A 20859-nucleotide genomic window follows, 5' to 3' on the forward strand; every position below is an offset into this window, starting at 1 on the left:
CAGGACACTCGACAAGCGACAGGAAAGGGAATTGTGATCCATGGGGACACAGTTCCCTTTTTCTGTCTGCCGGCCGCGATGCGGGGTGGGGCTGGCAGCAGCGGCAGTGGTTATGATGGCTGTCACAGGCTGGTTTAAGAACTTCGTTCAGGAAAGGAGGGTACCGGAATGGCTGACGGGGAAAAGAAAGTAATTAAAATATCGGTCCGCAACCTGGTGGAATTCGTGATGCGTTCCGGTGACCTGGACAACAGGCGGACAGCAGGGGCAGAGAAGACGGCCATGCAGGAGGGAAGCCGGATACACCGGAAGATCCAGCGGCGCATGGGGGCGGATTACCACGCGGAGGTTGTATTAAAGCATCTGGTGGAGGAAGAGCAGTTTGAGATCCTGGTGGAGGGCCGGGCCGACGGCATTATAGAGGCGCCATCGGGCGTCACCATCGACGAGATCAAGGGCGTCTACATGGATCTCTATTATCTGAACGAACCCATCGAGGTCCACATGGCTCAGGCCATGTGCTACGGCTATTTCTACTGCTTCGATCATCAGCTGACCGGGGCCGTAATGCAGCTGACCTACTGTAATATCGAGACGGAAGAGATCAAGCGTTTCCAGTCGGAGAAAAGCTTTGAGGAGCTGGAAAACTGGTTTGCCGGACTGATCCACGAGTACGTGAAGTGGGCCGATTACTTATACCACCACGGCCTGCGGCGGGATGAGTCCATTAAGGAGCTGGAATTTCCTTATCCCTACCGGAAGGGGCAGAAGGAGCTGGCAGTATCGGTCTACCGCAGCATTGCGCGTAAGAAGAATCTGTTTATTCAGGCGCCCACCGGAATTGGAAAGACGCTGTCCACCGTCTATCCGGCGTTAAAAGCCATCGGCGAGGGCCTTGGGGACAAGCTGTTTTATCTGACGGCGAAGACCATCACGCGCGGAGTGGCGGAGGAGACGTATGAGATTCTGCGGAAAGGCGGCCTGTACTTCAGCACGGTCACGATTACGGCAAAGGAGAAGCTCTGCTTCCTGGAGAAGCCGGAGTGCAATCCGGACGCCTGTCCCTATGCCAAAGGCCATTTCGACCGGGTGGGGGATGCGGTGTTTGACGTGATTCACCAGGAAGCGGGGATCACCAGGGAGACGGTCTTAAAGTATGCGGAGCAGCATCGGGTATGTCCCTTCGAATTCTGCCTCGATATCAGCAACTGGGTCGACGGTATCATCTGCGACTACAACTATGTATTTGACCCCAATATCAGGCTGAAACGGTATTTTTCCGAGGGAATATCGGGAGACTATCTGTTCCTTGTGGATGAGGCGCACAATCTCGTGCCCAGGGCGAGGGAGATGTACAGCGCGGTGGTGTATAAGGAGGACTTTCTTCTTATTAAAAAGATCGTGAAACCGAAGGACCAGAAGCTGGCCGGGCTTTTAGACCGGTGCAACAAGCAGCTGCTGGAGATGAAGCGGGAATGCGAGGGCTACACGATCCTGACGGATATCAAACTGTTTATGACTGCCGTCATGTCGCTGTTCGGTGAGATGGAGAAATTCATGGACAGCTTTCCGGAATTTGAGGACCGCGATCTGGTGCTGGATTTTTACTTTGCGCTACGGGATCTGCTGAACACCTATGACCGGGTGGATGAGAATTACCGGATCTATACGGAATTTTTATCGGACGGACGCTTCATGCTCCGGCTTTTCAATATGAATCCGGCGAAAAACTTGAAAGAGTGCCTGGATAAGGGCAACAGCACCGTGTTTTTCTCTGCCACATTGCTGCCTGTCCAGTATTACAAGGAGTTGCTGAGCGGGAATCAGGAGGAGTACGCCGTGTACGCGGAATCCCCCTTCGACCGGGACAAACGGCTCCTGCTGGCGGCAAATGACGTCAGCAGCCGCTACACGAGAAGAAATGAGCGGGAATTCAAGAAGATCGTCGAGTATATCCGGAGGATTGTCTCGGCCCATGCGGGTAACTATATGGTATTTCTGCCATCCTATCAATATATGCGGGAGGTGGAACAACTGCTTGCCGGGATGGATGAGAGTGGGAAGGAGTTCGCATGGCTCGCCCAGTCGTCCCACATGACAGAACAGGAGCGGGAGGTTTTTCTGGAGGAGTTTCAGGAGGACAGGGAGGATTCCTTCGTGGGTCTGTGTGTGATGGGCGGCGTGTTTTCGGAGGGGATCGATTTAAAGGAAGGACGGCTCATCGGGGCGATTATCGTGGGGACAGGGCTTCCCATGGTGTGCACGGAGCAGGAGATCCTTAAGGGATATTTCGATGAGAAGGAGCAGAAGGGCTTCGACTACGCGTATCAGTATCCCGGTATGAACAAGGTGATGCAGGCGGCCGGGCGGGTGATCCGAACCGTGTCGGATGAGGGCGTGATCGCCCTGCTGGACGACCGATTTTTAAAACCGGACTATCAGGCCCTGTTCCCCAGGGAATGGGATGGCTATTACGCCGTGAACTTAAACAGCGTGTCCGGGATTGTGACAGAATTCTGGGAAGAAAGGGAGAGACAAAAGCTATGATGAAACTGAGACTTCGGCCCTGCAAGAGGGAAGACGGCAGGGAAGTAATGAAATGGTTCTCCGATGAGAGGCAGATGCGCATGTGGTGCCGCGACGGATTTACCTTTCCGCTGACGGACGGGCAGATGGACGCCTATTACGCGGAGCTGGAGCGCGATCCCCGTGCATGGGGCTTTACGGCCCTGGATGAAGACGGGAAACCGGTCGGAAGCTTTAAGATGGCTGCTGCGGATTATGAGGCGGACAGCGTCCATATGGGATACATTGTCCTGGCACCGGAGGTGAGAGGACGCGGCGTGGGGCAGCAGATGGTGTCCATGGCCGTAACGTACGCCGTGGAGCTGCTCGGTATGAAGCGGGTGACGCTCAAGGTATTCGACTGCAATCCAGGCGCGAAGCACTGCTACGAAAAGGTGGGATTCCGGGAAGAGGAGTATCGAAAGGAAGACTTTCCTTACCGGGAGGAGATGTGGGGGAATTCTCTGATGGCATACAACCGGCACTGACCGGGCGGTCCCTGCCGAAGCGTGTGTGAAAATCACTTTCCGAGTTACAGTTCACCGCCCCTTTGTCAGTCCCTGCCGCCAGAGCAGGCCGGACGGCAGGGACTGACAAAGGGGCCGTGAACTGACGCTCCGCCGGGGCGCTTACATCATGTCCATAAACTGTTTGGAAGCCTGGGAAACGGGAAGGCTTTCATTATAGGCGACGATCATCTGACGTGCGGGCATCTTTTCCGTGAGTTTGACGATGAATAAGTCTTTGTCGCTTTCCGGGATGCAGAAATCGGGAACAAAGGCGATTCCCAGGCCGATTCGTGCCAGATCGATCAGCAGATCGTTGCTGCTTAACTCGATCTCCGGAACCAGGTCCAGCTGTTCCCGCTGGAACATATGGTGCAGGAATTCGCTGGTGGTGCTCTTTCTGTCCAGCATCAGGATGGGGTATGTCTGCAGCTTCTGCAGGCTGACCGTCTCGCCCTTCAGCGGGAAATACTCCTGATTGGCGACGAAGACGTCGTGAAATTCATTGATTACCCGGACGTTCTGTGAATTGGAGAGGCCCGAGTTGGGATAGTTGGTGATGATGAAATCAACCTGTCCGTTCTCCAGTAAGTGGGCACACTCGATGGAGGTCTGGTTGGTGACTTTTATATGAACATTGGGGTAAGCCTTGTGGAAGCGGTTTAAGTACGGAATCAGATAGTAACGGCAGATGGTGTCGCTGGCGCCGATGCGCAGCTGGCCGCCGTTTAGGGTGTTGGCCTCCAGAAGCTGATTTTCCCCTTTTTGAATCAAATTGATGGCGGGTTCCACGTGTTTTAAGAGAATCTCGCCTTCCGGGGTAAGTTGGACTTTTTTCGTGCTCCGGATGAAGAGCGTCTGATTCAGCTTTTTCTCCAGCACTTTGATGGACTGGCTGACCGCCGACTGTGAAATAAACAGCTGTTTCGACGCTTCGGAGAAGCTCAGTGTGGCAGCAACATGGTAAAATACTTTATACAATTCATAATTAATATCCATTATTAGTCCTCCTTATAAATCTAAGGACATTCTATCACAAATGCGATGGATTTGTAAAGGAAATTGACAAAAATACCAGATTATGGTAACTTGGTGTAACAGTTCAGACGGCGGAAAAATCAGTGTAAAGGCGGGCGTTAAGCTTGCTTATAAGACCGTTTTTGCACTGATTTTTACATCGGATGGATATCCGATGCTTCTTGACCGGTTTATCGGTCAAGAAGATGAGCCGTCTGAACCGTTACAACTTAGCAGTCAGAAGGAGAGTAAGATTTATGCATGACGATTTTTATCAGATGTACCTGGAAGAAATGAAAGCGATCACTCCCTGTACACAGGAGGAGAACACGCAGCTGTTAAATGACGCCGCGGCCGGGAATGAGGGGGCGAAGAAGCGCCTCATCGAGGGGAATCTGGAAGCCGCCTTAACCTGTGCGAAAGCGTATGACGGAAAGGGAGTACTTTTGACGGACCTGGTCGCCGAGGCGAACATGGCGCTGACCATGGCCGTGACGGAATTCTTAACCAATCCGGGAGACGGTGATTTCGAGGGTTTTTTGACGGCACGGATGAAGGAAGCGCTTGATCTGGCTGTGGAGGAGGAAGAGTCCGCGGAGCAGACCGGAGAGGAACTGGCTGCCAGAGTCAACGTACTGCAGACCGTATCCCAGGCGCTTGCCAGAGAGCTGGGGCGTGAGGCTGCGGTGGAAGAGCTGGCGGATAAGATGAAGATGTCTGTGGATGAAGTGAAGGACATCATGAAGATGGCCATGGATGCCATGAGCATGAACGCGGAAAACGCGGATCTGGAAGAACTGGCAGAAGTGGAAGGAATAGAAATTACCGAGGCTGCGGAGGATGAAGAGGAATGAAACTATATCTGATACGCCATGGACAGACGGACTGGAATATCCAGGGAAAGATTCAGGGCAGTCACGACATACCCTTAAATGACACGGGAAGAGCCCAGGCGAAGCTTGTGGCGGAGGGGATGGACAGCCGGCCGGTGACAAAGATATTTTCCAGCACGCTGATGCGGGCGGTGGAGACGGCGCGGATGATCGGCGACCGCCAGCAGGTGGAGACTTATCTGGTCCCGGGACTCATCGAGGTGGAATTCGGCAAATGGGAAGGCATGACCTGGGACGAGATAAAGGAACAGTATCCGGCAGAGTATGAGCGCTGGTCCATCAATCCGGTGGATGTGGCGCCGCCCGGCGGTGAAACCCAGATGGAGGCCATGGAACGGGTAGCAGGGGCCATCGAAGCCGTCATGGAGATGACAAACGGCCGGGAAGACATCGCGGTCGTGTCCCACGGTGCGACCATGGCTTATATTGTCGCCTATTTAATGAGAAACCATCCGGAAGAAGCGGAGATTATAGTAGATAACGCCAGCATTACTACCGTGAACTACAATCCCATCACCCAGGATTATATGCTGCTGGAGGTGAACGACACCACGCATCTCTGTAAGAGGTAGCGGCACTCTGTACGTTTACCGGGGCACGGAATGAGACAATTGGATAAAGAGTATTGCAAACAGCATGGGAATCACCGCATATCCGGGGCTTACCTGGCCTCTCTGCAGCAGGACGTAGAGAGAGCCCAAAAGGGTCAGCACGGTAAAGATCAGCGCGAGGGTTTTAAATGCTGTTTTTTTCATATTCATGGTGTATTCCTTTCTTTTTCGGTTCCGGGGAGTGTCTTACCGGAGAACTGGAGGGTGACGGCTTTGACTTCTTTATACTGTCTGCCAGCCAGCTTTTCCGGTTCCTCATAGTCGTCTGTATTTGGAAAGATGACGGAATCGGAGTCGGTGTATGCCACGATACCGAGGGGGATTTTTTCATCTGTCCGGATGGGGGAAGTCTCTGTCAGCCAGGAATCCGCAGTATTTTTATAATGGTTGGAACCGAGCATGACTTCGTACCGGCCCTCCCCGCAGGAAAAGGTAATGGAGTCATCGGAAAACAGAATGGCGACGCGGTCATCTTCCTGCCCGGACTGGCTGAAAACCGAGGAAGCGACGGTTTCCCACTGCCCCTGTTCGTTCAGCGTTTCGACGGAAAAGAGAAGAGAAGAAATCCCGGGTTCCGTTTTATAATCATATAATTTTACACTGCGTCCGGTCTCAATCAAGGCGACAGTCTGCTGTTCCTTTTCCGTCAGCTCAGCCTTCTGAATTGTCATGGCGCCGTCCTGTTTCCCGGAACATCCGGCTAACAGAAAAACAAGACTGAACGCCAGCACAGTTCTTATGGATCGTATTTTTTCCATAGAGATCTCCTTTTTCGTTTGTTTTTTCATTATATCATATTGGAACGGAGAAGTAATGGATATTTGTTATTTATGGAATAAGTTCCCACTTTTTTACATATACTAAAAAAGAATGATACAACCTATAACAGGAAAGAAAAGGAGCGTTTTCAATATGGCGAGAGGCGTAAGAAAATCACCGGTGGAAAAATTACAGGATCAGTTAAATGAGGTAAGAGAGAGCATCAAACAGTATGAGAACTGCCTCGTTACCTTAAAAGAAAAGGAAAAAGCATTAAATGAACAGATCGAACTGGAGGAGTTTAAAACAATCCGCGGCCTGCTCACAGAACAGGGAATCGGAATGGAAGAATTGAAAGAAATGCTGGAGTCGAATGTGACCGCAGTGGAAGAGCAGAGCGCGTAAAACGCCCTGCTTTTTTCTTTGCATGAGGTCGAAAAATGGCTTGTATTCATTGTAAAACAATGAAAATTTGTGAATAAAATATCTACAGTTGACTTTTACAATTTCTCTATATTATGATAGGAGCGTAGGAATTGTAAGTACTTACAAAAACAAAAAATAATCATGGTCATGGAGGATTGCGGAGATGAAAGAAGTAAGAGGAAATGTAATTGTCGGCCAGTCAGGCGGACCCACAGCGGTCATTAATTCCAGTCTTGCAGGCGTCTATAAGACAGCAAAGGACAGGGGAGCGAAAAAGGTGTTCGGGATGCTGCACGGCATTCAGGGACTGCTGGAAGAACGGTACGTGGATCTGTCGCAACACATCAAAAATGATCTGGATATTGAACTGTTAAAGAGAACTCCCTCCGCCTATTTAGGCTCCTGCCGTTACAAACTGCCGGAGATCTGTGAAGACCAGGAGATCTATAAAAAGATCTTTTCCATTCTGGATAAACTGGAGGTGGAATACTTCTTCTATATCGGCGGCAATGACTCCATGGATACGATAAAAAAACTCTCTGATTACTCCATCTTAAACGGCAGCAGGATCCGGTTTATGGGCGTGCCGAAGACCATTGACAATGATTTAGCCGCGACGGACCATACGCCGGGATATGGCAGCGCCGCAAAATACATAGGCTCTATCACGAAGGAGGTAATCCGTGACGGCCTGGTATATGACCAGCAGAACGTGACGCTTTTGGAAATCATGGGCCGCAACGCCGGCTGGCTCACGGGCGCGGCCGCCCTTGCCAAGTGTGAGGACTGCGAGGGGCCGGATATGATCTTTCTACCTGAGATTCCCTTTGATGTGGAGAACTTCATGAAAAAGGTGGAAGAGCTGCACAAGCGGAAAAAATCCGTGGTAGTTGCGATTTCAGAGGGTGTGAAGATGGCGGATGGACGCTACGTCTGTGAGCTGACCGACACCATCGATTACGTGGATGCCTTTGGCCACAGGCAGCTGACCGGGACCGCACGTTATCTTGCCGAGAAGATTTCACGGGAAGTCGGATGCAAGACGAGGGCCATCGAGTTTAACTCCCTCCAGCGCTGCGCCTCCCATATCGTGTCACGGGTTGATATTACCGAGGCGTTCCAGGTGGGCGGCGCAGCCGTCAAAGCGGCGTTCGAAGGGGAGACAGGCAAGATGATTATCTTAAAGCGCGTCTCAGACGACCCGTATATCTGTGTGACCGATATCTACGACGTCCATAAGGTGGCAAATGTGGAGAAAAAGGTGCCGAGGGAGTGGATTAATGAGGCAGGCGACTACGTGACCGAGGAGTTCGTAAGCTATATCAAGCCGCTCATTCAGGCGGAGCTGACGCCGATCATGGTAGATGGGCTGCCAAGGCATCTGTATTACACAGACGTGGAACAAAAACAGTCCAGGTAGTTCTGCAGAAGCTTTGCCAGCTTACCGATGTGAACGCCATCCACAAAGGAGTGGTGCACCTGTACCGAGAAAGGAAGCAGTGTCCTTCCGTCCCGTTCGAAATACCTTCCCCAGTCGAACAGCGGTGTGGCATTGTCCCTGCTGCCGGAATCGGTGTGGGAAATGTGGGTAAAGGATACCCATGGAAATGCGGAGAACTGGAAGATATCATTCCCCATGGGGCCGGTGAAATATTCCTTCTGATTCTGCTCCGTGCGCTTCGCCAGGGCGACGTATTCCTCCAGGGTATCTTTCATCCCGACATTTACAACCTTAAAAAGCTCCGTATCCGGATTCAGATACGTGAAGGACGTGTGGATCCGGTCAAATATAACTGGCTGGCCGTCCATAAAGCGGCAGCGGAATTCTTTGATTCGGTTGGCACAGTCCGCAACGGCGTAGACGAAGGAAAAGGTAAAGGAATACCCCTTTTCCCGGATTGCGGTGAGAAAATTGGTGATATCCAGTTCAAAACTGACACAGTATTGCGGCTGGGCGCTGTTTCGGAAAATCTGGTAGTGAAGAGCACGGTCCCAGGTGGTTAAGTCGATGAGTTCCATCATGGTTTTCCTCCTTTTGTCTTGAGTGATTGATATGAGATATAGCTGCGGGTCTCCTGCATAAATGCAGGGGTTAATGTGATTATAGATCGAAAGATATATGATGTCAATAAGACATAGTATGACTGAATGCTACTATCAATTTAAAAAATCAGATGTCCGGCGGATAGATGCGCAGATATCTGATTTTTCTTTTTACTCTATATTCAATTCTTTTATTGCGTGAAGTATGTGGATTTTCATTGCACTTCTGGCGCCTTCCGGATTTCTCTGTTCCAGAAATTCCATGATCATGCGGTGGTCCTCCATGGTGTGATTTTTTACCTGCTCATTTTTTTCGGACAGGACGACGCCCTTTGAGATGGCCTGATAGAGGACAGGCATCAGCTTATTCATAAATTCATTATGTGTGGCCTGGGCGATTGCGCGGTGAAATGCGTGTTCATCGTCAGTCCGGTCCCGGTTTGAGAGAATCTCCTGTTCGATATGTTCCCCGATCTCCAGGATCCGTCTGATCTCGCCTTCTGTTCCGCGCAGGGCGGCAAGGGCGGCGGCTTCCGGTTCGAAGATGAGCCGCATCTCATACAAGTCCTTTGCATTGGCTTTCACATCGGCCAGCTGTTCAAAATCCTGTGTTTCATTTAATGCTTCCTCCGTGACAAAGGTGCCGATCCCCCGGCGGATCTCCAGAACGCGGTACGCGGCCAGAATCTTTACGGCTTCACGCAGGGTGGTCCTGCTGACATGAAGCTCGTCCGCCAGATCCTGTTCGTTGGGGAGCCGGTCCCCCGGGGCGAAACGTTTTTCGATTGTGATCATTGAGCGGATGTTTTCTGCGGTGTTCTGAGAGAGCATTTTATTCTGAGCAGTCATGAGCGGTTATGCCTTTCTGTGGTTAAGCGATTTTGTTTTCTGTTTTCTAAATTCTGGTTGCAGATTTTCAGCCTTTCCTGTTTCTATATTATACTATGATTGTCGGGCAACTTCAAATGTAAAAAAAGTAAACCATTTCCACTAAAGCATGCTATAATAAAACAGATTATGGAAAATGCCGTTTGAGTGATGCGGCGGACGTAAGGAGAGGTGAAGACAGAAGTGAATGGGGAACGCATGACCGACGTAAGGATCGGTGAGTATCTCGTCTCAGATATCATGACGTGTGTCGGAAAAAAGAGCGCCGTTTATCTGAGAAAGTTCGAGCGGGTTCATGAGAAAGGCTGGAGCTTTAACTGGTGTGCGGCGCTGTTTACCGCGTTATGGTTTGCCTACCGCAAAATGTGGAAGGCAGCGGCGGCTATTATGGGCTTTAATGTGATTTATACGATGGTGTTGTCCGTCCTGGAGAACACGATGCTGACGGCGGACAACGCGCTGGTGTTCATGAGTGCGGCGGCCGGTCTGTTTGTCTTATCCATGATCGTGTTCGGGCTGCTGGGGGACTGGCTCTACAGCCGCCACATAAACGCCATTCTCGATGAACAGGGATGCCGCGGAAGGCGTGCCATCCAGAAGGATGCACTCATGGATTCTCTTCAGAAAGCCGGAGGAACCAGTATAAAAGGGATGGTCATTCTGTGGGCAGCGAGCCTGGTGCTGCAGTGGGCGATCACCTGGCTGATTTCTTTTCTTCTGCAGGCTGTATAAAATGTTGTATAAATAAATATAAGATATGATAATTAATACCATAAGATATATTAATTTTTCTAATTGATATATTTTGTGGTATTATTATATCAACGAGAAGTAAAGGGTGCAGTGTGTCCCGATGAAACATAAAGATTGGAACTTAATGATATTTTCCAAGGAGGAAATTATGAGCGTAAGAAGAGTGTATGTAGAGAAGAAACCGGCCTATGCCGTAAAGGCCCATGAGCTTAAGGAGGAGATTGCCAGCTATCTTGGGATAGAAACCGTGACGGATGTACGTGTTCTGATTCGCTATGACATCGAGAATTTATCCGATGAGACTTATACGACAGCGCTTGAGACAATTTTTTCCGAGCCGCCGGTGGACGAGGTCTACGAGGAGACATTTCCGAGAAATGACAATGACGTGGTGTTTGCAGTGGAGTACCTGCCGGGCCAGTTCGATCAGAGGGCCGATTCTGCGGAGCAGTGTGTGAAGCTTTTGAAGGAAGACGAGGAGCCGGTGATCAAATCGGCTACCACCTATGTGATTTCCGGAACCGTGACAGAGGCGGAAGCCGCGGATATCAAGTCCTTCTGCATCAATCCGGTGGATTCCAGAGAAACGGATGAGACAAAGCCGGAGACGCTTTTAACCGTGTTTGAGACTCCGGCCGACGTTATCATATTCGACGGGTTCCAGAACTTTGAAGAGGGCGTGTTAAAGGAGTTGTACGATTCCCTGAACCTTGCCATGACATTTAAGGATTTTAAGCATATTCAGAACTATTTCAGGGACGAGGAGAAGAGAGACCCGTCCATGACGGAGATCCGCGTCCTGGATACGTACTGGTCCGATCACTGCCGCCATACCACATTCCAGACGGAACTGAAGGATGTGACATTTACAGAGGGCGATTACCGGGTTCCGATCGAAACGACGTACCAGAAGTACTTAGCCGACCGTGAGGTGGTGTTAAAGGGAAAGAGCGGCAAGTTCGTCTGTCTGATGGACCTGGCGCTGATGGCCATGAAGAAGCTGCGCATGGAGGGCAAACTGGATGATCTGGAAGTATCCGACGAGATCAACGCCTGCAGCATCGTGGTGCCTGTGGAAATCGATGGAAAAGAGGAGGAGTGGCTCGTCAATTTCAAGAATGAGACACACAACCATCCGACGGAGATCGAGCCGTTCGGCGGCGCTGCCACCTGTCTTGGCGGAGCTATCCGTGATCCGCTGTCCGGGCGTACGTATGTATACCAGGCTATGCGTGTGACGGGGGCCGCCGATCCGACAAAACCGTTAAATGAGACGTTAAAGGGCAAGCTTCCTCAGAGGAAGATCGTGACCGGGGCGGCCAGCGGATACAGCTCCTACGGCAACCAGATCGGTCTTGCCACCGGATATGTAAAAGAAATTTACCATCCCAACTACGTGGCAAAGCGCATGGAGATTGGCGCCGTCATGGGCGCAGCTCCACGTAAAAATGTTATCCGCGAGACATCTGATCCGGGCGATATCATCATTTTACTGGGCGGACGTACCGGACGTGACGGCTGCGGCGGCGCTACCGGTTCCTCCAAGGTACATACGGAGGCGTCCATCGAGACCTGCGGCGCTGAGGTTCAGAAGGGAAATGCGCCTACAGAGCGAAAGATTCAGAGACTGTTCCGCCGTGCGGAAGTCAGCAGCATTATTAAGAAATGCAACGATTTCGGCGCAGGCGGAGTATCCGTTGCCATCGGCGAGCTGGCTGACGGCTTACAGATTGATTTAGACAAGGTTCCGAAGAAGTATGCCGGTCTGGATGGAACAGAGATCGCCATCTCCGAGAGCCAGGAGCGTATGGCTGTCGTCATCGATCCGAAGGACGTAAAACAGTTTTTAGCCTACGCTGCGGAGGAGAACTTAGAGGCCATCGAGGTTGCCGTGGTGACCGGGGAGCCGCGTCTGGTGATGAACTGGAGAGGCAGAAATATCGTGGATATCAGCCGCGCATTCCTGGATACGAACGGAGCTCATCAGGAGGCTTCCGTCGTTGTGAAAGTCCCGAACAGGGTAAGCGCTTCCCACTCCGGTTTGGCGGAAGGAAAGGAAGGCAGAGCGTTTGACAGGAAGGAGATTTCTGACGTCCGGGGTGAGTGGATGAATGTGCTTTCCGATTTAAATGTCTGCTCTCAGAAGGGGCTGGTAGAGATGTTCGACGGTTCCATCGGTGCGGGCAGCGTGTTCATGCCTTACGGCGGTAAATACCAGCTGACAGAGACGCAAGTAATGGTGGCGAAGCTTCCGGTACTTTCCGGAAAGACAGATACGGTGACGATGATGAGCTACGGCTTTGATCCGTATTTATCCAGCTGGAGCCCGTATCACGGCGCTGTTTATGCAGTTGTTTCCTCTGTAGCCAAGATCGTGGCCGCAGGCGGTGACTATAAGAAGATCCGTTTTACCTTCCAGGAGTACTTCCGCCGGATGACGGAGGAGGCCTCCCGCTGGAGCCAGCCGTTCTCCGCTCTGCTTGGAGCATACGAGGCTCAGCTGGGCTTCGGACTTCCATCCATCGGCGGAAAGGACAGCATGTCCGGAACCTTCAATGAGATTGACGTTCCGCCGACACTGGTATCCTTTGCTGTGGATATTGCCGATCAGAAGCACATCATCACTCCGGAGTTTAAGAAGGCAGGCAGTAAGATTGTTGTGTTCCATATAGAGAAAGACCAGTATGATTTACCTGTTTATGAGCAGCTCATGGATGGGTATGAGAAGCTTTATCATGAGATTACTGCGGGCAGAGTCATTTCCGCGTATGCGGTGGAAGGCCATGGTTTGGCTGAATCCGTGGCAAAGATGGCGTTCGGCAATAAGCTGGGCGTTAAGATCGAGCACAATGTGGACCCAAGAGATTTCTTCGCTCCGGACTGGGGCTCCATCGTCTGCGAGGTTCCGGACGGAAAGGTAAGTGAGCTGTCTATCTCCTACACAGTCATCGGCGAAGTGACGGACCGCGGAGTCCTGGAATACGGCAGCACGGCCATCACCATGGACGAGGCGCTGAACGCATGGACAGAGACTCTGGAAAATGTGTTCCCGACCAGATCGGGTGTTGCAGATACGCCTGTGACGGAAGCGCTCTACGATACAAAGGACATCTATGTCTGCAGGAATAAGGTTGCAAAACCGAACGTATTTATTCCGGTATTCCCGGGTACCAACTGCGAGTACGACAGCCGGAAGGCATTTGAGCGGGCCGGTGCAAATGTGGTGACAAAGGTATTTAAGAATATGAGTGCCGATGACATCAGAGAGTCCGTGGAAGCGTACAGAGAAGAGATCGCAAAAGCCCAGATCGTCATGTTCCCGGGCGGCTTCTCCGCTGGCGACGAGCCGGAGGGGTCCGCGAAATTCTTCGCAACCGTATTCCGCAACGCGGTGATCAGGGAAGAGATCGAAAAGCTGTTAAATGAGCGCGACGGCCTGATGCTGGGCATCTGCAACGGCTTCCAGGCGCTGATCAAGCTGGGTCTCGTGCCGGAAGGAACCATCACGGCGCAGAGAAATGATTCTCCGACTCTGGCTATGAACACTATCGGACGCCACATTTCCAAGATGGTTTATACGAAAGTAGTGACGAACAAGTCTCCGTGGTTACAGGGAGCCGAGCTTGGCGGCGTATACTGCAATCCGGCATCTCACGGCGAGGGCCGTTTTGTGGCCAATGATGATTGGATTAAAAAGCTGTTCGAGAACGGCCAGGTAGCGACGCAGTACGTGGACGAGAACGGGAATCCGACGATGGACGAGTTCTGGAACCCGAACGGTTCCTATATGGCGATCGAGGGCATCACAAGCCCGGATGGCAGAATTTTGGGCAAGATGGCTCACTCCGAGAGACGGGGCGAGGCAGTTGCCATGAATATTTATGGGGAGCAGGATTTGAAGATATTCGAATCCGGTGTGAAGTATTTTAAATAAGAGAATAACAGGGATGGGAGCAGAAAAATGGCTGACAGCGATTTTTCTGCTCCTGTTTTGCTTTACATTTAAAAAACAATTCGCTATACTAAAGATAAATGTTCGACTTGCCGCAGCTATTACCACAAGTAATAGTAAGGAGAACAAAAATGAGTACAAAAAAACCAAATATTGTTTTTTTATTATCTGACGATCAGGGAGCATGGGCCATGGGCTGCTCCGGCAATGAGGAGATTATCACACCGAACCTGGATAAGCTGGCAGCGGAAGGCATGCGTTTCGAGAACTTCTTCTGCGCATCGCCGGTATGCTCTCCGGCGCGGGCGTCACTTCTGACGGGGAGAATTCCGTCTCAGCACGGCGTTCACGACTGGATTCGCGACGATAATAAAAAGCAGGAGGATATAGAATATCTTGCAGGTCAGACTGCCTATACCGATATCCTGGCACAGGAAGGATACGTGTGCGGCCTGTCCGGCAAATGGCATCTGGGGAAGAGTTCTGTACCTCAAAAGAGTTTTACACACTGGTTTGCGCACAAATCTGGCGGAGGCCCTTATTATGGTGCTCCTTTTTACAGAGAGGGCCGTCTGGTCTATGAACCTGGTTATGTCACGGATGTCATCACGGATGACGCCATTTCTTTTCTGAAAGAGCATGCGGGAAAGCAGCCTTTCTATCTTCACGTGGGCTATACGGCGCCTCACGCGCCCTGGCTTAACAACCATCCGAAAGAATACACCGATTTATATGAGAATTGCCGTTTTTTGTCCTGTCCCATGGAGAAAGAGCATCCCGACAGTATTTATCTGACGAAGGAAGTCTTACAGGACTTGAGGGCGAATCAGATCGGATATTATGCCGCTGCTACCGCCATGGACTATAATATTGGACGAATCCTGGAGCAGCTTGACAAACTGGGGATCCGGGAAGAGACCCTGGTGATCTTTGGCAGCGATAATGGGTTCAGCTGCGGCCATCACGGCTTCTGGGGAAAGGGAAACGGTACCTTCCCAATCAATATGTACGAATCTTCCGTTAAGGTTCCGATGATTATGAGCCAGCCAGGGGTGATCGAGCCGGGGATGGTGAATTCCTCGCTCTTGTCCGCATATGACTTTATGCCGACACTGCTCGACTATGTTGGTATCGAGGGAACGGATCGTGGGGAGAAGCTTCCGGGAAAAAGCTTCCTTCCGGCGCTGCTGGGGCAGGAATTTCATCAGGGAGAATCCATTGTGGTGATGGATGAGTACGGTCCCAACCGTATGATCCGCGGGACCAGATATAAGTTTATAAAACGGTATCCTTACGGCCCCAATGAGCTGTACGATCTGCAGGAAGATCCGGGAGAGCGGAGAAACCTGCTTCTGGCGGGGAACGAGAAGGATGAGGAGATCGGAAGAACGATGAATTACGAGCTGGAACAGTGGTTTATCAATTACGTCAATCCGGAAATCGACGGGGCTAAGGAGCCCGTGTTCGGCTCCGGCCAGATCGGCCTTGCCGGACTCTGGAGCAAGGGGGAGGTATCCCACAGCTGCGACGATTACATCAAAGAAAAGTTAAAAGAATGAGCGGGTGAGCGAGATAAAAAAGTATTGGGAGAAATTCAAACAGGCGTCCGGGAAACTGAAGACTCAGTTGTATTTAGGATACGGCGTTACTTTTGCCGTCCTGTCCATCCTGATTATCAGCTTTCTGTTTCTGGGAGTAAAACGGCTGATGATGGATCAGATCGGCCAGAGCCGTCTGGATGTATTAAAACAGATTTCAGAGCGTTCCAACACCATAAAAAACAGTACCATTACCATATCCAATCTATACCGGTATGATGAAGAGGTGCAGAGATGCTTAAATGAGAACGGCCTCTCAGAGGAAGAGATGGAGCAGGCCGGACGCTACTTAGACGGGGTGAAGGAGAATTACGACAGGGTATTTCACGATGTGGGGGTGGCCTACGACGTGGTGATCCTGGGAGATAATGGATTCCGTTACGCCTCCAGGGGGCGGGACAACTACGATTTTGACGGGCTGGAGAGCCAGCTCTGGTATAAGCGTAGCTACGACGCGGAAAATGATATCGTGTTTATCAGCAGCTTCCGGGAGAAGTTTGATTTATCGAGCAGGGAAGAGCGGTACGTATTCGCAGCCTTTCGCCGGGTGGCCGGAACGGACGGCGGGGAAACGGGAACGATTCTCGTCAATGTGGATGAAAAATATCTGGAAGACTTATACGGAACGGCCGAAGACCGGAGCAACCTCTATATTTTCGATAAGAAGGGCAACATTGTCTCCAGCCGGGAGAAATCCCTGCTTGGAAAGAACTTTATCGGAGTTGATAATTTCAGACGGCTTTACGGGGAGAATGAGTACCACATTATCAAAAAGCTGGGACAGGACTATCTGCTGTCCAACTACTATGATCCCCAGACCGGCTGGACGATTGTGGAAGAGATGCCGTGCGCCGTTATACTGCAGCCTTTAAACCAGGCGCTGGTGCTTCTCCTGGTGATTGTAAGCGGCTGTCTCCTGGCCGGAACGGGAGCGGCCTGTTATATGTCGGAACGGATATCGAAGCCGATTCTGAAGCTCTGCCGCCTGATGGACCGGGTGAAGCAGGGAGATTTTGACGTGATCAGCGACATCCGGGGATACGAGGAGGTTAATCAGCTGAAGGACAGCTTTAACGAGATGGCAGCTGAGATTAAGAAGCTTTTGGAGGACATTCGGGACAATGAGATGCAGAAGCGCAAGTCGGAGATGGATTTCTTAAGAGCGCAGATCAATCCGCATTTCCTCTATAATACGCTGTTTTCGATTCAGTGCATGATCGAATTGAAAAAGAATGACCAGGCAGTTCTGATGATGGCGGCCTTTACCGATCTTCTGAAGAAGACGCTGTCTGTGGACACGGATTTCATCACCCTGAAGGAGGAGTTTGAGAGCACGGAAAAATACCTGACGCTGCAGCAGATCCGGTATGGGGACAAGGTCCATTATGAGTGCGAGATGGGGGCGGAGACGGAGCAGTGCCTCGTTCCTGCGCTGATTATACAGCCGATTGTAGAGAATGCCATCTTCCATGGAATCGAGGCAAAGGAGGAGGCGGGGCTTATTATCGTGGAATCCGTTGTGTCGGAGGGAGCCCTGCTGATCACCGTCTCCGACGACGGCGTGGGGCTTGACGAGAAGGAGCTTGCCCGGATGACGGCGCAGTTTGGAGAACGGGAATACCAGTCCGGAAGATCCATCGGCATTCTCAATGTATTAAACCGGATCAAGATTAATTTTGGAGAAGAGTACGGGCTTACGGTGGAAAGCGAGCCGGGAATCGGCACCTCGGTTACCATGAAGTTTCCCGTGGTGCTTAAGGAGATGCAAGGGGTAAAATATGAAAATACTGATAGTAGATGACGAGAGAATGATATGCGAGTGGCTTCAGTTCTGTATCGGGCAGAACCCGGAGTGCCAGCTGACCGGCTGCGCCCATAACGGAGAGCAGGCACTCGCTCTGTTTCAGGAAAATGAACCGGACGTGGTTTTTACGGATATCAAGATGCCGGTTATGGGAGGTCTTGAGCTTTTAAAGCGGATTAAGGAGATCTCGCCGGAGACGGTTGTGGTCCTTTTGACCGCCTTTGCCGAATTCGATCTGGCCAGGGAGGCTATACGGCAGGGCGGAGACGACTACCTGCTTAAGACGGAGATGAACAATCAGTCGTTTAAGGAGGTTCTGGAACGGTTAAAAAAACGGGTGACTAAGCAGGAGGTATCCAGAGGCGGGGCAGAGACGGAGAGTACCGGCCGCCAGCATTCCATTATCGGCGATATTCTGCGGGAGGGAAGGACTCTGGGGGAAGAGGATGTAAAGAAACTTAAGGCATGCAATATCCGGTGGCGTGATGAGGGGCTGTTTGCCGTGGCCGTGTGGAAAAAAGAGGTGCTGGAGGAATTCATCCTTCCGGAGAATCCGGAGGTTCACCATGTGGTGGGATTCGAATACGACAGGCTTACGTACGTGATTGTGGGGAATCTGGAGCGTGACCGGACGGAACTGCAGAAAATCCAGCTGCTGCATGAGTATGGGACAGCTATCGTACAGAAAAACCGTTGTATGGCGGGAATCAGCACGGTGACGGGCAGTCTGGCCCATGTGGCGGACGCGATTATCGAGGCAGCCTGCAGCTTAAGCCGCGGTTATTATATGGAAAAAGAGAAGGTCTGGCCGGCGGAGATGGCGGGAAGCGAGATTCGCAGCCTCGTGAAGCGATGGGAGAGCGGATACCGGAAGACGCGGCGCGAGCTCTACGAGGTGTCCGGTCAGGAATTCTACCAGACCATGGAGGCGGTGCTGGATCATGCGAAGCAGGAGGGTGTATTTCCGGTCTGTATGTTTGCCGCTTTCTGCTGCGACGCCATGGAGATGGCCTATATGCGCTTTGCCGGCGAGGATGCAAAGCTGATGCACCACATGCTTCTGGAGGAGAAGCGGGCGGTAAGCGAGTCTGTCAGCTATGCGGAAAGCTGCAAAAAGGTGACGGAATTTATCCGGAACGCGCTGGCCTATCAGGAAATGGACGAGAGAAATCTGTCAAAGGGGGTGGCTGCAGCCGTGGACTACGTGAGACACCATTACAGCGAACCGATCAGCCTGGAGAGCGTGTCCAGGGAGGTTCATTTAAATACGGAGTATTTGTCGAGAATTTTTAAGGAGGAGACAGGCTGTACCTACAGCACATTTCTCTCTGAGACAAGGCTTCAGAAGGCGGCTTATCTGCTGTCCCATACGCCGGAGCGCGTCCAGAAGATCGCGGAATCGGTGGGATATCCGAATGTCAGTTATTTCTCAACGACTTTTAAGAAGCGCTACGGGGTCAATCCCTATGAATACAGGAGAGGAGAAGAAAAAGATGCGGGTAATCATGGTAATGTTTGATTCATTGAACCGGAATATGCTGAATCCTTATGGAGGGAACCTGGCGGCCACGCCCAACTTCAACAGGCTGGCGGAGCATTCCGTCACATTTGACAACTGCTACGCGGGGAGTCTTCCCTGTATGCCGGCCAGGCGGGAGCTTCACACGGGGCGGTATAATTTTCTGCACAGGAGCTGGGGGCCGCTGGAACCATTCGATGATTCCATGCCGGAGCTTTTAAATCACAGCGGAATTCATTCCCATATGGTGACGGACCATTACCACTATTTTGAGGATGGGGGCGCCACCTACCATACCAGATACCGAACGTGGGAAGGCTTTCGGGGGCAGGAGGGGGATGCCTGGAAGGGCGTTGTTTCCCCAGATCAGATTCCGGAAGGATACAGAAACCGCTGTGACGGGGTGGCAGATAACTGGGAACACAATTGGGTTCCGCAGGATTTTGTCAACCGTTCTTATATGGAGACCGAGGAAAAACAGCCGCAGAGCCTGACGTTTGAAGCCGGATGCAGTTTTATCCGGACAAATCACGGGGCAGATCAGTGGTATTTACAGATTGAGACCTTCGACCCTCATGAGCCGTTTTTCTCCCAGGAAAAGTTTAAGAAGCTGTTTCCGGATTCCTATAACGGCGGCGTCTATGACTGGCCGGATTACCGGAAGGTGGATGAGCGGGACACGCCGGAAGAGATTCTTCACCTGAGGGCGGAGTACGCTGCGCTGCTGACCATGTGTGACGAGAAGCTGGGAGAGGTGCTGGACCTGCTGGACGAGTATGGCATGTGGAAGGACACCATGGTCATTGTAAACACGGATCACGGTTTTCTGCTGGCTGAGCACGGTCAGTGGGCCAAATGCCACTGCCCCTTCTACAATGAAGTGGCCAGAATCCCGCTGTTTATCTGGGATCCGGTGACGGGGTCCAGGGGAATTCACGCGGACAGCCTGGTTCAGACCATCGATCTGCCGGCGACGATTCTCGCTCAGTTTGGGCTCCGGCTGCCGGAGGACATGGAGGGAGTTCCGCTCCAGCCGGTGCTTGCAGACGGTGGGAAAGCGGTGAGAAAAGCGGCGCTGTACGGCATTTTCGGAGGGCAGATTAACTGTACCGACGGGAGGTATGTCTATATGAGGAGTCCTGTGGATACTGATATCGGGATTTATCAGTATACGCTGATGCCGACCCGCCACGGCGGCCGCAGAGCGTTTATTGAAAATGAGGAACTGGAGAAGATGACTCTGTCAGAAGGCCTGTCCTTTACCAAGGGGCTTCCGGTCTTAAAAATTCCATACGAGAAGGAAACAGGCCAGGCGAAGTACGATACCATGCTGTTTGATCTGGAGAATGATCCAGGCCAGGAGCATCCGATACACGATGAAGAGGCAGAGCGGTATATGGCGGCGCTCATGGCGGAACGGATGAAGGAAAACGGCTGCCCGGAGGAAATTTTTATGAGATACGGCTTAAAAAAGTAAAACCTTGCATTTTATGGAAGGAATCTATATAATGGTCGTATCAGCAAA

General features: G+C 51.5%; 18 protein-coding genes. 13 read left to right on the forward strand and 5 right to left on the reverse strand.

All coding sequences use genetic code 11. The annotated features are described in order from the left end of the window. The first annotated feature begins 40 nt into the window (after positions 1–40). The 3 genes from DFR60_RS30570 to DFR60_RS26360 are packed head-to-tail and all read left to right on the forward strand — an operon-like array spanning position 41 to position 3053. Entirely contained in the window at positions 41–193 is a 153-nt protein-coding gene (locus tag DFR60_RS30570; protein ID WP_167437741.1) for a hypothetical protein, read from the forward strand. Beyond that, entirely contained in the window at positions 169–2547 is a 2379-nt protein-coding gene (locus DFR60_RS26355) for an ATP-dependent DNA helicase (protein WP_110325855.1), read from the forward strand. The genes DFR60_RS30570 and DFR60_RS26355 overlap by 25 nt, the downstream gene beginning before the upstream one ends. After that, positions 2544–3053, forward strand: coding sequence for a GNAT family N-acetyltransferase (locus DFR60_RS26360; protein WP_110325857.1), 510 nt, complete (start codon positions 2544–2546; stop codon positions 3051–3053). The genes DFR60_RS26355 and DFR60_RS26360 overlap by 4 nt, the downstream gene beginning before the upstream one ends. A 141-nt stretch (positions 3054–3194) precedes the next feature. Here the strand turns inward: DFR60_RS26360 and DFR60_RS26365 are convergent, their stop codons facing one another. Next, positions 3195–4070, reverse strand: coding sequence for a LysR family transcriptional regulator (locus tag DFR60_RS26365; RefSeq protein WP_110325859.1), 876 nt, complete (start codon positions 4068–4070; stop codon positions 3195–3197). A 275-nt stretch (positions 4071–4345) separates the two neighbouring features. Here DFR60_RS26365 and DFR60_RS26375 point away from each other — a divergent pair, with 275 nt between their 5' ends. Further along, on the forward strand, positions 4346–4942 hold the full coding sequence (locus DFR60_RS26375) for a sigma-70 domain-containing protein (RefSeq protein ID WP_110325862.1): 597 nt from the start codon (positions 4346–4348) through the stop codon (positions 4940–4942). Then, positions 4939–5553 carry a histidine phosphatase family protein gene (locus DFR60_RS26380; protein WP_110325864.1) on the forward strand — a complete coding sequence of 205 codons (615 nt, stop codon included), beginning with the start codon at positions 4939–4941 and terminating at the stop codon, positions 5551–5553. Before DFR60_RS26375 ends, DFR60_RS26380 begins: the two co-directional genes overlap by 4 nt. Before the next feature lie 15 nt (positions 5554–5568). Here the strand turns inward: DFR60_RS26380 and DFR60_RS30575 are convergent, their stop codons facing one another. Together DFR60_RS30575 and DFR60_RS26385 are read right to left on the reverse strand one after the other, a co-directional pair. Continuing rightward, positions 5569–5742 carry a hypothetical protein gene (locus tag DFR60_RS30575; protein ID WP_002600446.1) on the reverse strand — a complete coding sequence of 58 codons (174 nt, stop codon included), beginning with the start codon at positions 5740–5742 and terminating at the stop codon, positions 5569–5571. Beyond that, positions 5739–6350 carry a hypothetical protein gene (locus DFR60_RS26385; protein WP_110325866.1) on the reverse strand — a complete coding sequence of 204 codons (612 nt, stop codon included), beginning with the start codon at positions 6348–6350 and terminating at the stop codon, positions 5739–5741. The genes DFR60_RS30575 and DFR60_RS26385 overlap by 4 nt, the downstream gene beginning before the upstream one ends. A 154-nt stretch (positions 6351–6504) precedes the next feature. Between DFR60_RS26385 and DFR60_RS26390 the strand changes: the two genes are divergently transcribed. Then, entirely contained in the window at positions 6505–6756 is a 252-nt protein-coding gene (locus tag DFR60_RS26390; protein ID WP_002600444.1) for a hypothetical protein, read from the forward strand. A 184-nt stretch (positions 6757–6940) separates the two neighbouring features. Further along, positions 6941–8197: a 6-phosphofructokinase gene (locus DFR60_RS26395; RefSeq protein WP_110325868.1), complete on the forward strand. Its 1257-nt coding sequence runs from the start codon at positions 6941–6943 to the stop codon at positions 8195–8197. Here the strand turns inward: DFR60_RS26395 and DFR60_RS26400 are convergent. Then, entirely contained in the window at positions 8164–8796 is a 633-nt protein-coding gene (locus DFR60_RS26400; RefSeq protein ID WP_110325957.1) for a CatA-like O-acetyltransferase, read from the reverse strand. The genes DFR60_RS26395 and DFR60_RS26400 overlap by 34 nt on opposite strands. Before the next feature lie 195 nt (positions 8797–8991). Next, positions 8992–9669, reverse strand: a complete 678-nt coding sequence (locus tag DFR60_RS26405) for a FadR/GntR family transcriptional regulator (protein ID WP_110325870.1) — start codon at positions 9667–9669, stop codon at positions 8992–8994. Between the two features lie 210 nt (positions 9670–9879). Here DFR60_RS26405 and DFR60_RS26410 point away from each other — a divergent pair, with 210 nt between their 5' ends. The 6 genes from DFR60_RS26410 (at position 9880) to DFR60_RS26435 (ending at position 20811) form a co-directional block, all read left to right on the forward strand. Further along, the gene (locus DFR60_RS26410) at positions 9880–10440 is read left to right on the forward strand and encodes a DUF2628 domain-containing protein (protein ID WP_243005190.1); all 561 of its coding nucleotides are present in this window, start codon (positions 9880–9882) and stop codon (positions 10438–10440) included. 169 nt (positions 10441–10609) lie between these two features. After that, on the forward strand, positions 10610–14395 hold the full coding sequence (locus tag DFR60_RS26415) for a phosphoribosylformylglycinamidine synthase (protein ID WP_110325875.1): 3786 nt from the start codon (positions 10610–10612) through the stop codon (positions 14393–14395). A gap of 149 nt (positions 14396–14544) precedes the next feature. Then, positions 14545–15972, forward strand: a complete 1428-nt coding sequence (locus tag DFR60_RS26420; protein WP_110325877.1) for a sulfatase family protein — start codon at positions 14545–14547, stop codon at positions 15970–15972. A gap of 4 nt (positions 15973–15976) precedes the next feature. Continuing rightward, on the forward strand, positions 15977–17812 hold the full coding sequence (locus tag DFR60_RS26425; RefSeq protein WP_110325879.1) for a sensor histidine kinase: 1836 nt from the start codon (positions 15977–15979) through the stop codon (positions 17810–17812). Continuing rightward, positions 17790–19334, forward strand: a complete 1545-nt coding sequence (locus DFR60_RS26430; RefSeq protein WP_110325881.1) for a response regulator transcription factor — start codon at positions 17790–17792, stop codon at positions 19332–19334. Before DFR60_RS26425 ends, DFR60_RS26430 begins: the two co-directional genes overlap by 23 nt. After that, positions 19309–20811 (forward strand): sulfatase, encoded by a 1503-nt coding sequence (locus tag DFR60_RS26435; protein ID WP_110325883.1) that lies wholly within the window; start codon positions 19309–19311, stop codon positions 20809–20811. Before DFR60_RS26430 ends, DFR60_RS26435 begins: the two co-directional genes overlap by 26 nt. Positions 20812–20859 lie beyond the last annotated feature (48 nt).

Origin of the sequence: Hungatella effluvii (assembly GCF_003201875.1) — a bacterium.
Classification (GTDB): domain Bacteria; phylum Bacillota; class Clostridia; order Lachnospirales; family Lachnospiraceae; genus Hungatella; species Hungatella effluvii.